Source organism: Serratia sp. H402Y (assembly GCF_051172415.1).
In the GTDB taxonomy this organism is placed as follows: Bacteria; Pseudomonadota; Gammaproteobacteria; order Enterobacterales; family Enterobacteriaceae; genus Serratia; species Serratia ureilytica.
In genome coordinates, this window is the sequence record NZ_JBPIYZ010000001.1 from 1,728,402 (window position 1) to 1,740,484 (window position 12,083).

A 12,083-nucleotide genomic window follows, 5' to 3' on the forward strand; every position below is an offset into this window, starting at 1 on the left:
CTGTCATGCCTTGGGCGCCGTTTGGCGCCCATTTTCTTTGCGCCGGCCGCGGCACATCACATCGGCGAGAAAATCCAGCAACGCGCGGTTGAACAGCGCGGGCCGCTGCAGCGGCGCGAAATGGCTGACGCCCGGCAGCGTCGTCAAACGGGCGCCGGGAATGCTGCGGCTCAGGTAGGCGGCATGTTCGGCGCGGATAAATTCATCGTATTCGCTGTGAACGATCGTCACCGGCACGCGAATGGCCGCCAAATCCTGTGCGCGGTAGTCCGGCTGGCTGCTCATCATCAGGCTCACGGCGGCGACGAACGCCTCGAAATCGTCCGGCGTCGGCGACAAGGCGGCATAGTCCTGCGCATGGCGCGCAAAACAGCGCTCGACGATCGGGCTGGGCGCCAACGGTTTAACGCCGCTGGCGTCCATATTGCAGCCGAAGAAAAAAACGCCGTCCACCTGCCCGGGCGCCTGATGGGCGGCGATGAGCGCGACGCAAGCGCCGTCGCTCCAGCCCGCCAGCGCGGCGTGGGGTATTTGCAGCGCCGCCATCACCGCCAACAGATCATCGGCCATCCGATCGTAACGATACGGCCGGGCGTCGCGCGTGCTGCGCCCGTGCCCGCGGCTATCGATGAGCAACACCCCGTACCCGGCGGCCCGCAATGCCGGCAGCTGATACCCCCAGTTGCCGCTGTGGCCCAGGCCGCCGTGCAACAGGATCACCGCCGGTCCGTCGCCATAGGCGGCATACCAAATACGCGCGCCGTCGTGGTCAATATAACCCTGCCGGGCTCCCGGCGGTAAGGGCGGCGCCCCTAACGCGGCAAAGCGCGTCAAATCGTCGTCGATGTGCATCTTTCCCCCCTCGTTCGCCGGCGCGGTGCGGCGAAACGGCATCCAAGGAGTATAGATCGCACTGGCGGGCGGTAGCGTTCGCTTTCCCGACATATACTTAAAGGAGGAATCGCAATGGAGGACGGAGAGATGAAAAAGATAACGCTGGTGCTTTTGACGTTGTTGCTGAGCGGCTGTATCGGCGGCGGCGGTCCGTCGAATGCGCCGCCGGCGTCGCCGAATGAGCCCTACACCTGCAGCAACTCCGGCGCCAACAGCGACTGTTCGCAGTCCGTGGAGCCGTCGATGTACTAGCCGCGTTCGGCGGGCCGTTGATAAACGACCCGCCGCCTCATGGCAGAACTAGGAAGAGTGTTCCTCTTCGTTAGCCTGATATCGCGTCGCCTGCTGCTTCATGAACACCACCTCCTGCGGGCTGGACAGGCTCACTTCCTGAGCGCGCAACAGCTTGAGGATGTTAAACAGCAGTTCACTCTTGGTGGCGCCGACCATGCGCGGGCTCGGCACATAGCCAGTCACACTCAGGATAATGCCGTCCGGCCCCAACTGGCTGAAGCGCACGTAAGGTGCCGGCGTCTCCAGAATGGTTTCGTACTCGTTGTAAGCGCTCAGCAGGATATTGCGCACCTGCTCCGGATCGATCGAGGTCGGGAACGTCAGCGCAATGGTCACCACGCCTTGCGCGTTGCCCATGGTGGCGTTACGTACGTTCTGTGAGATCAGCTGCGAGTTCGGTACGATCATGGTGGAGCGGTCGCTGAGCTGAATTTCGGTGGCGCGTACGTTGATGCGTCGCACGTCGCCTTCCACGCCGCCGATGCCGATCATATCCCCGACCTTCACCGGGCGTTCGGTCAGCAGGATCAGGCCGGAAATAAAGTTCTTCACGATCTCCTGCAAACCGAAACCGATACCGACCGACAGGGCGCTGACGATCCACGCCAGGTTGCTCCACTGGATGCCCAGCGCCGCCAGGGTGATCAGAATGACCAGCACATAGCCGATATTGCTGAACAGCGTCACCAGCGAGGCGCGAATGCCGACGTCCGAAATGGTCTTCGGCAGCAGCTCAGAGCCCAGCCAGCGCCGCACCGCGCGCAGGATGTAGATGCCGATCGCCAGGCAGATCACGGCGTTGAGCAGGTTGCCGGGCACGATGTTGAAACGCTGCAACCCTTCGCCGGTCAGGATCGAGACGATTTTCTCCATCAGCGAGCCCGGCGTGGTGCTGCCGAACGAGCCGTTGAACAACGCGACGATCATCAACAGCAACAGTGAACATTTGGCCAGCGCGGTGGTGATGATCGCCACCTGCTCCAGATGGCGATCCTTGAAGCTGAGCGTTTTCTTCAGCATCTTGCCGCTGACGGTCTGCGGCGAAAACAGCGCGGCGCACAGGTCAGTGGCGAACAGCACCATGAAGTAGAACGCCATCAGCACCAGCACCACCCAGATGAGCTGGTAGGTCAGGAAGCGGGCAAAAGCGATATAGCCCACGAGCAGTGAAAGCAGGATCACCACCGAACACACCAAGGTGACGATATGCACCAGCCCGCCGACCAGCGTGCGTTTTTCCAGGTGCGCGCCCTGCTGCTCCAGACGGCGACGAATGCGCTGGCCACGCAGCGGCGCCGCCAGCAGCACCATGCCGATCAGCCCCGCCACCAGGCCGTTGCCGAAGATGGTGGTGGCCAATGAGGCGCTGACGACGTTGTTGATCAGCTCCACGGTGCCGAACGCCAGCGCCAGACCGGCCAGCAGCGGCGAGAAGTAACGCAGCCCGGCGGCCACTTCATTGTCCAGCGAAGCCAAACGCCAGGACGGGCGATTCAGCGACAGCGCCGCACGCCCCAGCCCGGCGATCAGCGCGCAGAAAATCCCCAGACGGTTAAAGCCTTCGGCGAAGTCTTCCAACATGACCGGCAGCGGCTGCACGCGGATAAAGACGTAATACAGCAGGTTCAGCGCAATCGAGGTGGTGATCACCGTCACCGCCACGGTGATGATGGCCATAAAGCTGCGGCGCAGGCGCCCGTCCGGCAGGAAGCGAATGCTGACCCAGGCGAGGAAACGCTCGGACAAATAGCGCCCCCAGGACCAGACGATCACCGCCAGCGCCAGCAACGCCAGCGTGCCGTACCGCCATTCGTCCTGCCAACTGGCGTCCCAGGCCGCTTTCATCTCGGCGTTGAACTGGTCCAGCCGCTGCACGTCATCCGCTGACGGCTGCACGACCGGCGTCCAGAATTTGACGCCCAAAATGCTGCCGGTGTTCAGCGCCAGTTGGGTTTTGAACGCCACCCGACGCAGATCGCTGATCTGCTGGCCCAGGTCGAAGGCGCTGGTCTTGATGGCCTGCGCGCGTTTTACCGCATCGTCCAACTGCTTCTTGCTGCTATTCAGCGCATTGCGCTGCTGGGCGACGGCCGGGGTTTCCGGCAGCGCGCCGGCCGCCGGGGCCGGCCCCAGCACGTCCAGCTGCGCCTGCAGTTTTTCCTGCACCGGCTGCAGATCGGCGGACAATTTATCCATGCTGGCGACCAGATCGTCCGTCGCCAACCGCAGCTTGCTGAGCTGGGTGTCGGTCGTCGCTTTGGAAACCAGCTGCTTCATGCTGTCCAACTGCTTTTGCGCGGCTTTCAACTGCGTAGCGGGATCGGGCGCGCTTTCGGCGACGGGATCATCCTGGGTAGCGGCGACGGCGGCGAACGGCGTCAATTGCATACCCAACAGCAATAATAACAACAGCAGGAACGGGCGAGGCTTTAACATAAATTCAGTGCTCAGCATCATTATCTGATAGACAGACGAACAGGCGGCGGATGAACCGTCGCTTAACCATAAACGCTAATTATAATAGCTGCTTAATGTCGGCCGAAATACAGTAATTATTCCCATTGTGTGCCACGCGCCCGCGCTCGCCTTAGCTTGCTGATTATTCAGGCGCTTTTACACTGGCGATACGGCATGAAGCGCTCTATAATCCAGCCACCGATTAACCTGCAACCAATAAAAGGAGACTTACTATGCTGACGTGTGAATTGGTTTTTCACTCACACTTCTTTGGTAATCGTCGCCGCTCAAGCATTACCGGTATCGCGCTGCGATAACCCAGCTTGAGCGAAGCTTACTAAAATCCAGGATCTTCCCTCCGGCTTACCGGGTTATCGTCGGCAATGTTTGACGATAGGCATTGTCATGCCTGTAACTCTTGAGTAAGCAATGAGCACATTACTGTCTGCATAATCTGTCGGTTACGACAACGCGTTCGGCGTCCTGCTGAGCGAGATTTCCTTCAGCCTGAAAAAAGGCGACCGCATCGGTTTGATCGGCGATAACGGCTGCGGCAAAAGCACCCTGCTGCAAATTCTCAGCGGCGACCTGCCTGCGCACACCGGATCGGTGACATTGTCACATCAATGTCTGATGGCGCGCATCGAGCAGCACCTGCCGCCGGAACTGCACGCCAGCACCCTGCTGGATGCGGTTCTGGCGCGGCTGCCTGCGGGCCAACACCTCAGCGAACGCTGGCGCTGCGAAGCGCTACTGGCCGAGCTGGGGTTTGAACCGGCGAGCTGGATGCTGACCGCCGGCACCCTCAGCGGCGGCCAGCATACGCGGCTGCTGTTGGCGCGCGCGCTGATCCGCCAGCCCGATCTGCTGCTGCTCGACGAACCCAGCAACCACCTGGACCTGCCCACGCTGCTGTGGCTGGAACAGTTCTTGCGTAACTGGACCGGCAGCTTCGTGCTGGTGTCGCACGATCGCTATCTGCTCGACCAGGTAACCAACTGCACCTGGATCCTGCGCGACAAAACGCTGCAGTTCTTCCGTTTGCCCTGCTCTGCGGCGCGCACCGCGCTGGCGGAACAGGACGCCGCGGACGAACAGCGGCGCCACGCCGAGCAAAAGGAAATCGACCGGGTGGAAAAAAGCGCCAAGCGCCTGGCGACCTGGGGCAAGGTCTACGACAACGAAGATCTGGCGCGCAAGGCCAAGCAAATGGAGAAGCGCGTCGATCGGTTGAAGGAAGAACAGACCACCCTGACCGCCGGCAGTCCATGGCGGCTGCGGCTGCAGGGAGAAGCGCTGGACGCCGATCGCCTGCTGGCGCTGCCGCACTGGGCGGTGCGCCCGGCGCCGGATGCGCCGGTGCTGTTCAGCCTGGAACATCTGCGCGTGAAAAGCGGCGATCGCATCGCCATCGTCGGGCGCAACGGCTGCGGAAAATCGTCGCTGTTGCGCCTGCTGTGGCGCGAGTATCAGCAACAAACGCAGCGCCCGGCGCTGTTCCATCCGCGCGTGCGTATCGGCTATTACGATCAGAGCCTGCAACAGCTGCGCGATGAAGACACGTTGAGCGAAGCGCTGGCGCAGTTTGCGCCGCTGACCGAGGAACAGCGGAAAATGGCGCTGATCGGCGCCGGGTTCCCTTACCTGCGCCACCATCAGCAGATCCGTTCGTTGAGCGGCGGCGAGCGTTCACGGCTGCTGTTTGTCGGCCTGACGCTGGCCAACCATTCGTTGCTGCTGCTGGACGAGCCCACCAACCACCTGGATATGGCGGGCAAAGAGGAGCTGGCGGAAACGCTGCGTCAGTTCCCCGGCGCCGTCATGCTGGTCACCCACGATCGGATGCTGATCGAACAGAGCTGCAACCGCTTTTGGCTGATAGACCAACAAGAACTGGAGGAGTGGCACGATCTGGCGCCGGTGTACCAGCGTCTGGCGGGCGAAACGCCGGCGCTGCCGACGGCGCACGAGGCCAACGCAGACGCCCCGACGCCAAACCCGCAGTTGGAAGGCGAAGAGGCGTTGCTGACCGCCCTGTTTGCCCTCGAAAGCAAACTGGAGGCCGACCTGGCGCGTAAACCGAAGCATCAAAAACCAGAGCTTCAGGCGCGTTGGCGCCGCGAGATTGCCGACATCACCGCCCGGTTGCATCTGGGCTAATCCCACAGGCCGCCCGGCGGCCTGTCAGGCTATTGACAAAGAGGGGAAAAAGCGTGGTTTTTCCCCTCTTTGTGGTGATCAGTCGAAAATCAATAAATTGATTTTCCTTGTTTTTTATTCGGTGCTCTCTGCCAACCCGGCAAGGGTATAAGGTTTGTCATCAATCTCACAGGCCGCCCGGCGGCCTGTTTTTTCCTCTTTGCAAAAACCGCGTGCCGCCGGCGGCTTGAGGCGCGACACGCAGCGCTTTTGTTATCCGCAGCGCTGAGCGACACATTACTTTCATCATTCTCTGGCAGGCTACGGCCATTCCTTTTTTTCGTTATCAGGCACTGCATGACGTCACTCTCTCCACGGGACATCGAGGCGCGCTACCGCTTCGCGCGTGAGATCGCCCGCGCCGCCGCCGATCTCGCCTTCAGCTTTTACCAACGCCGGCAAAGTCTGGCCGTCGAGTTTAAACAGGGCCTGCAGGACGTGGTCAGCGAGGCCGACCGCCGCGTCGAGGCGCTGATCCGCCGCATGATTAACCGGCGCTTTCCCCTGGATGGGTTTCTCGGCGAAGAGAGCGGCGGCACCAACGATAGCGCGGCCTGCCTTTGGGTCGTCGATCCGATCGACGGCACCGCCTGCTTCCTGAACGGGCTGCATACCTGGTGTATCGCAATAAGCGTGGTGATCGACGGTGAGCCGACGATCGGCGTGGTTTACGATCCCAATCACCGCGAGATGTTCCGCGCCTGCCGCGGCCAAGGCGCTTTCCTCAACGGGGAACCGATCGGCGTGCATGCCGGGCGCAGCGTCGCGGATGGCGTGATGGGCGTCGGGGTATCACCGCGCGCCTCGGCGGCGGAATTCAGCGGTTTTCTCTGTCGCCTGCTGCAGGCGGGCGGCATGTTTGTGCGCAGCGGTTCCGGCGCGTTGATGACCGCCCAGGTGGCCGCCGGTCGGCTGCTGGGCTATTACGAACCGCACATGAATGCCTGGGACAGCCTGCCTGGGCTGGTGCTGACGCGCGAAGCCGGCGGCGTGGCGAATAACTTTATGCACAATGACGGGCTGCGATGCGGCAACCCGCTGCTGCTGGCCAACGCGGCGCTCTATCCGCAATTGGCCGAGCTGATTCAAACGCCGGGCTTGATCGGCTCGACGTGCCCTATCGCGCGTGAGATGGCCGGATAAAGCGCGCGCAGCCGCCGCTCGACCCGATCGACCGCATCGTGCGCGGCGGCGATGGTTACCGCCGGCGACACCCGGCAGTGGAAGTTGACGATGATGCCACCGTCGGTTCTGCGCGCCCGGATGTTGTGCACGTCTTGCACCTTATCCCCCTGCTCCAGCGCCGACTGCAAAATCAGCCGGATATCGGCCAGCTCGGCGGCGGAAACATTCTCGCTGGCCAGCCAGTGCGGCGTCTGCGGCTCCAGATGGGTCTCTATCTCGGTGTCCTCGCCGATCGCCTGACGCAGGATCCCTTCTATCTCCGTGGCGATATCATGCGCCTGCGCCACGCTGGCGTTGGCCGGCACCGCCAGATCCATGCCGATCGCCATGTGCGTCGGCAACTGCTGCAAGGTGACGTTCTGCACCTGCGCGCCGTGATTGGCGGCGATCGCCCGAATGCGCGTCGCCATGTCTTCGTCGCTGCGGGTCTGCGGCACCGCGATGACGGTAAACTCCGCCTTGGCATACTGCTGCCGCAGCCGTTCGACGATTTCTCGCTTCAACGCATCGATGCGCTCCAGCGGCAAGGTGCGGCACACCGCCACCGTGATCTCGACAAACAGTACGGCGCCGGCGTTGCGAATACGCACGCTGTCGCAGGCCAGCACCGCCGGGAAGCTGTCCAGCGTGGCGCGAATCGCCTCGGTGGCCCCGGCGGGCGCAGCATCCATCAGCGAGTCGAAGGAACGTTTACCCAGTTTGATTGCCGCGACAAAGATAAAACCGGCGACGATCAGCGCGGCGATGGCGTCCGCACGGCCAAAGCCCAGCAGCACAAACACCATGCCCAGCAGCACCACGCCGGACGAAAGCATGTCGGAGAAGAAATGCAGCGCATCCGCCTCCAGCGCCGCGCTGTCGGTCGCCTTGGCGACGCGGTTGAGCGCCCGCACGCGGAAAAAATCGACGCAGATGGAAATCAGCAGCACCGCGATCACCACCGGCGCCGCGACTATCTCATGCGGTTGTCCGAGCAGGCTGCCGCCCGCCTCGTAGACGATCCAACCGGCGGCGCCGAGCAACAGCAACACCTCGAACAGCGCCGCCAGGTTTTCCACCTTGCCGTGGCCGAAGTGGTGATCGTCATCGGCGGGTTTATCGCTGATGCGCACCGCCAGCCAGGTGATGCTGGTGGCGATAAAATCGGTGAAAGAGTGGATCCCTTCGGATATCAGGCCAATACTGCCGGTAAAAATGCCGGCGACGAATTTGCCCGTGGCCAGCAACCCGCTGGCGATCATCGAGTTTCTGGCCACGGCCTGTTTTTCATTTTGCATTATGCTGCTCACATTCGGACGGTGATTTATTTTTTTACTTTAGAGGATAATTGCCAGACAAAGGCGATCAGCAGCATACTGCCAGAGAAAGTCAGCATGAGGCTAGTAAGAAAATTGGATTTTCCGGTGGAATAAAAATAAATCTCATTCACCCCCACCGAAATCATTAAAATGGCGTAGAGCAATCCCAGAATAAGAATCGTCATTATTATCAACTCCCGTATCAGGCCGCGCGTTCAGCGCGCCGCTAAATCCTCCCCATAATAAATAGCGGTTACGGGGAGGATGCATCTAGGCGGATCTTTAGCGTTCATCAATCATCCCATTTGGTGCTCATATAGGCCGCCAACAGGCCCAGTGAGCTGATCATTGCCAGGAATCCCATAAAAATAGTCATGTTTCCCATTGTTTTGTCCTCAGGTTAAATGTTATCGATAAAATCCCCTTGCGTTAAATATCGGGGTTGGTCGGTGTCCATGGTTTTTTAACGTCCTCCTCTTTTTTTCAACATTCCCGCGCTTTCAAGCGCGGGACCCGTTTAAATTCCCAGGACGTGCTGGGCAATTTTGAAATAGATAATCAGGCCGGTGCCGTCGATAAAGGTGGCGATAAACGGCGCCGACACCACCGCCGGATCGATACCGAGCCGTTTCAGTAGCATCGGAATGATCGACGAAACAATGGCGCTCCAAACGGTGATCGCCACCAGCGACAGGCTGACCACCAGCGTCACCTCCATGCCGACGCCCATGATCCAGGCGCGCACCCAGGCCGCCAGACCAATGGTGACGGCGATCAGCAGCGAGGTCGTGACCTCTTTGCGGATCACCGCGCCCAGATTGCGCAGGCTGACCTCGCCCAGCGCCATGGCGCGCACCAGCGTCGAGGTGATCTGGGTGCCGCTGTTGCCGCCGGTGCCGATCAGCAGCGGGATGAAGAACGCCAGCGCAATCGCCGCTTCGAGCTGATCTTCAAACGCTTTCAGCACGTTGCCGGTGTAAGCTTCGGCCACGAACAGCATCAGCAGCCACACCGAGCGTTTGCGCCACAGCGCCCACGGGCTGGTCTCCAGATAAGGCTTGTCCAGCGGCAGGCTCGCGCCCTGACGCTGCGCGTCTTCGGTGTTTTCATCTTCGACCAGCCGAGCGATCTCGCGCTCGCCCAGCACGCCGACCAGCGTGTTGTTCGCCACGACCGGCACCACGTCCAAACCGCCTTTGCCCAGCAGATGCGCCACGTCGTTGCGATCGTCGTCGGGTGAAACCTGGAAATAGCTGTAATCCATCATTACCCCGACCGCTTTATCCTGTTCTTCGCACTGCAGCAGTTTTTTCACCGACAGCGTGCCGCGCAAATGATAATCGTCTGCGGTAATAAAGACCCGGGTAGGAATTTCGTCCGTTTTTAGCTGTGAAAGTAAATATTCCCGGGCATGCGTGACCGTCATCGTCGCGGGAACGGTAATAAAATCGGCGTTCATATAACCGGCGACCGAAGTTTCATCGAGAGTTTCAGTCGCGCGCAGCGCCGGAGAAGAAGAGTATTGATGTGACTTGATCATTTTGTCAGTCCCTATTTCTGTTGTGAACTTCAACAGCGAATCGCATAGGGGCGTAACCACAGAGGGAGTGCAGACTGCCTATCTCCGCGTCCAGGTTTTAGCACTATACAACGTATCCGAATTGTTGCTCGGAAGTTACTTTGGGCTGAACCTTAATCCGATAAAGCCTGTCTTAACCTTGGGCATCTCTCGATGTCGTCAGATCAGTAACCTGTGTTTGTATAGGAGCCTCGCCAAACGAGATACTGCATATAAACTACCGGCGCAGTATAGGCGTTGTTTTATCCGGCGGGAAGAAAAGATTGCCCGTCGTTTATGGAGTATTTAGGATATTTTTATTAAACGCGAATCTATAAAAACGGCTGATATAAATCAGCCGTTTTTTTTATTTATCAGTGCGCGAGAATGTAGACGTTTTTATCGTATAGGGCGCCCTGTCGGGTGAAGTCGATCCCCTTGACGTAGGGTTTGATGAGCGTGGCGTTGGCTTCGTAGTACACCGGCGCGACCGGCGTATCGACGGCCAGCACCGCCTCGGCCTGCTGGAAATACTGCTGCACCTGCTGCGGTGTCGGCGCCGCCGTCGCCTGATGCAGAATGCGATCGTATTCCGGGTTGCGGTATTTGGGGCTGTTCTCGCTGCTGTCGGCGCGGAACACATTCAGGAAGGTAGAAGGATCGTCGTAATCCGCCAGCCAGCGGGTAAAGGCTACGCTGTACTGGCCGCGGTTGATATTATCCAGCGTCACTTTACGCTCCTGGCTTTGCATGCCGGCCTCCACTCCGAGGTTCTTTTTCCACATGGCGGCGGCGGCGATGACGATCTTCTTGATAGTGGCGTCATTGCTGTACAACACGGTAAAGCGCAGCGGATGCTCGGCGTTGAAACCGGCCTCCGCCAACAACTTTTTCGCCTGGGCGTGACGTTGTTCCGGCGTCAAACCGGCCGCTGCGCCGGCCTGCAGGCGATAGCCGCCCGCCCCCGTTGGGGTAAAGGTCCAGGCCGGCTGCTGGCCGTATCCCAGCACCTTGCCGGCGATGATCTCTTTGTCCAGCGCCAGGTTCAGCGCCTGGCGCACCCGCACGTCGTTAAACGGCGTCTGCCGGTTATTGAAGGCGAAATAGCTGGTGGAGAGCAGCGGATAGGTCACCAGCTGTTGATCCCCGAGCGTTTTTTTCAGCTGCTGATACAGTTCCGGCGGCGTGGTATAGCCCAACTCCACCTCGCCGGCGCGGAAACGCGCCACCTCCGGGAACCCCTGAATCGGCAGGAAGGTCACCTTGTTGAGCACGGTGTTGGCGTTATCCCAATACTGCGGATTGCGTTCCACCACCACTTTTTCGTTCACCACCCACTCGCTGAGACGAAACGCGCCGTTGCCGACAAAATGCGCCGGTTGAGTCCAGTTTTTGCCGTATTGCTCAACCACCTTGCGGTTGACCGGCAGAACCGGAAAATGCACCAGTTGTTTGAGCAGGTAGGCGTTGGGCTCAGACAGCGTCACCTGCAAGGTGTGCGCGTCCAGCGCTTTAACGCCCAGCTCGCTCGGCGGTTTGCTGCCGGCGTTGATCGCCGCCGCATTCAGCACATAGGCCGAGGCCAGATAGCTGCCGTACGGCGACGCGGTTTTCGGATCGGTGAGGCGCCTCCAGCTGTAAACGAAATCGTCGGCGGTCACCGGATCGCCGTTCGACCATTTGGCCTGCGGCCGCAGATGGAAAGTCCAGACGTTGCCCTGGTGCTCCCATTTCTGCGCCAGCGCCGGGATCACTTCGCCCTCTTTTCCGACTCGCAGCAGACCTTCGAACAGGTCGTTGAAGATGTAGAACTCCACATTGCTCTCGGCCAGGTTCGGATCCAGCGTCGCCGGTTCATACCCGTTGGCGCGCACCAATTCCTGTACCGGCGCCAGTTTAGCGCCTGCCGGCACCTCCGCCGCCTGAGCGATCGTAGCGTTTAAAGCCAGGAGGATTAAACCAGCCAGTTTCTTGCCATTGAATGAATATTTCACGTCGATATCCCTGATGAGTGTTTTATCGCGTTCAATATGCAATGTGGCAGTGGAATAAATTAAATCATTAATCGCTATGAGTCATAACCAAAAGCGGTGTTGAATTTCTTTCATTATCAAAGAAGTACTGGATAGAGGATGGCGATAAACAACAGAGCGGGTGCAAGGGCCGGCATGGCCGAACCAACATCTTGAAAGCAGGGA

The 12,083-nt window shown here is 59.9% G+C and carries 10 protein-coding genes and 1 riboswitch; of the genes, 3 read left to right on the forward strand and 7 right to left on the reverse strand.

The window, feature by feature from the left end:
- Positions 1–3 precede the first annotated feature (3 nt).
- On the reverse strand, positions 4–852 hold the full coding sequence (locus ACSBQS_RS08590) for an alpha/beta fold hydrolase (protein ID WP_042785710.1): 849 nt from the start codon (positions 850–852) through the stop codon (positions 4–6).
- 129 nt (positions 853–981) lie between these two features.
- Here ACSBQS_RS08590 and ACSBQS_RS08595 point away from each other — a divergent pair, with 129 nt between their 5' ends.
- On the forward strand, positions 982–1,146 hold the full coding sequence (locus ACSBQS_RS08595; protein ID WP_176445936.1) for a hypothetical protein: 165 nt from the start codon (positions 982–984) through the stop codon (positions 1,144–1,146).
- A gap of 48 nt (positions 1,147–1,194) precedes the next feature.
- Here ACSBQS_RS08595 and ACSBQS_RS08600 read toward each other — a convergent pair whose 3' ends face one another.
- Positions 1,195–3,624 (reverse strand): DUF3772 domain-containing protein, encoded by a 2,430-nt coding sequence (locus ACSBQS_RS08600; protein WP_434990267.1) that lies wholly within the window; start codon positions 3,622–3,624, stop codon positions 1,195–1,197.
- Between the two features lie 504 nt (positions 3,625–4,128).
- Between ACSBQS_RS08600 and ACSBQS_RS08605 the strand changes: the two genes are divergently transcribed.
- Both ACSBQS_RS08605 and ACSBQS_RS08610 read left to right on the forward strand, forming a co-directional pair.
- Positions 4,129–5,805 carry an ABC-F family ATP-binding cassette domain-containing protein gene (locus tag ACSBQS_RS08605; protein ID WP_434990880.1) on the forward strand — a complete coding sequence of 559 codons (1,677 nt, stop codon included), beginning with the start codon at positions 4,129–4,131 and terminating at the stop codon, positions 5,803–5,805.
- 336 nt (positions 5,806–6,141) lie between these two features.
- The gene (locus ACSBQS_RS08610; RefSeq protein WP_197666464.1) at positions 6,142–6,987 is read left to right on the forward strand and encodes an inositol monophosphatase family protein; all 846 of its coding nucleotides are present in this window, start codon (positions 6,142–6,144) and stop codon (positions 6,985–6,987) included.
- On the opposite strand, the gene ACSBQS_RS08615 is transcribed toward ACSBQS_RS08610, so the two are convergent.
- The 5 genes from ACSBQS_RS08615 to ACSBQS_RS08635 all read right to left on the reverse strand — a co-directional run bounded on the left by ACSBQS_RS08615 (position 6,930) and on the right by ACSBQS_RS08635 (position 11,879).
- Positions 6,930–8,306, reverse strand: a complete 1,377-nt coding sequence (locus ACSBQS_RS08615; protein WP_197666463.1) for a cation diffusion facilitator family transporter — start codon at positions 8,304–8,306, stop codon at positions 6,930–6,932. The genes ACSBQS_RS08610 and ACSBQS_RS08615 overlap by 58 nt on opposite strands.
- Positions 8,307–8,332: 26 nt before the next feature.
- On the reverse strand, positions 8,333–8,512 hold the full coding sequence (locus tag ACSBQS_RS08620; protein WP_004938106.1) for a hypothetical protein: 180 nt from the start codon (positions 8,510–8,512) through the stop codon (positions 8,333–8,335).
- Positions 8,513–8,619: 107 nt separating this feature from the next.
- On the reverse strand, positions 8,620–8,712 hold the full coding sequence (mgtS, locus tag ACSBQS_RS08625; RefSeq protein WP_004938109.1) for a protein MgtS: 93 nt from the start codon (positions 8,710–8,712) through the stop codon (positions 8,620–8,622).
- A gap of 132 nt (positions 8,713–8,844) precedes the next feature.
- Positions 8,845–9,867, reverse strand: a complete 1,023-nt coding sequence (locus tag ACSBQS_RS08630) for a magnesium transporter (RefSeq protein WP_033643160.1) — start codon at positions 9,865–9,867, stop codon at positions 8,845–8,847.
- 75 nt (positions 9,868–9,942) lie between these two features.
- Positions 9,943–10,116: riboswitch (M-box (ykoK) riboswitch) on the reverse strand.
- A gap of 143 nt (positions 10,117–10,259) precedes the next feature.
- Positions 10,260–11,879, reverse strand: a complete 1,620-nt coding sequence (locus ACSBQS_RS08635; protein WP_197749855.1) for an ABC transporter substrate-binding protein — start codon at positions 11,877–11,879, stop codon at positions 10,260–10,262.
- Positions 11,880–12,083: the final 204 nt, after the last annotated feature.

What these genes read in the sequence shown, in the direction of transcription:
- ACSBQS_RS08590 (WP_042785710.1), bottom strand. Translation starts at nt 852, where the DNA reads ATGCACATCGACGACGATTTGACGCGCTTTGCCGCGTTAGGGGCGCCG.
- ACSBQS_RS08595 (WP_176445936.1), top strand. Translation starts at nt 982, where the DNA reads ATGAAAAAGATAACGCTGGTGCTTTTGACGTTGTTGCTGAGCGGCTGT.
- ACSBQS_RS08600 (WP_434990267.1), bottom strand. Translation starts at nt 3,624, where the DNA reads ATGTTAAAGCCTCGCCCGTTCCTGCTGTTGTTATTATTGCTGTTGGGT.
- ACSBQS_RS08610 (WP_197666464.1), top strand. Translation starts at nt 6,142, where the DNA reads ATGACGTCACTCTCTCCACGGGACATCGAGGCGCGCTACCGCTTCGCG.
- ACSBQS_RS08615 (WP_197666463.1), bottom strand. Translation starts at nt 8,306, where the DNA reads ATGCAAAATGAAAAACAGGCCGTGGCCAGAAACTCGATGATCGCCAGC.
- ACSBQS_RS08620 (WP_004938106.1), bottom strand. Translation starts at nt 8,512, where the DNA reads ATGACGATTCTTATTCTGGGATTGCTCTACGCCATTTTAATGATTTCG.
- mgtS (WP_004938109.1), bottom strand. Translation starts at nt 8,712, where the DNA reads ATGGGAAACATGACTATTTTTATGGGATTCCTGGCAATGATCAGCTCA.
- ACSBQS_RS08630 (WP_033643160.1), bottom strand. Translation starts at nt 9,867, where the DNA reads ATGATCAAGTCACATCAATACTCTTCTTCTCCGGCGCTGCGCGCGACT.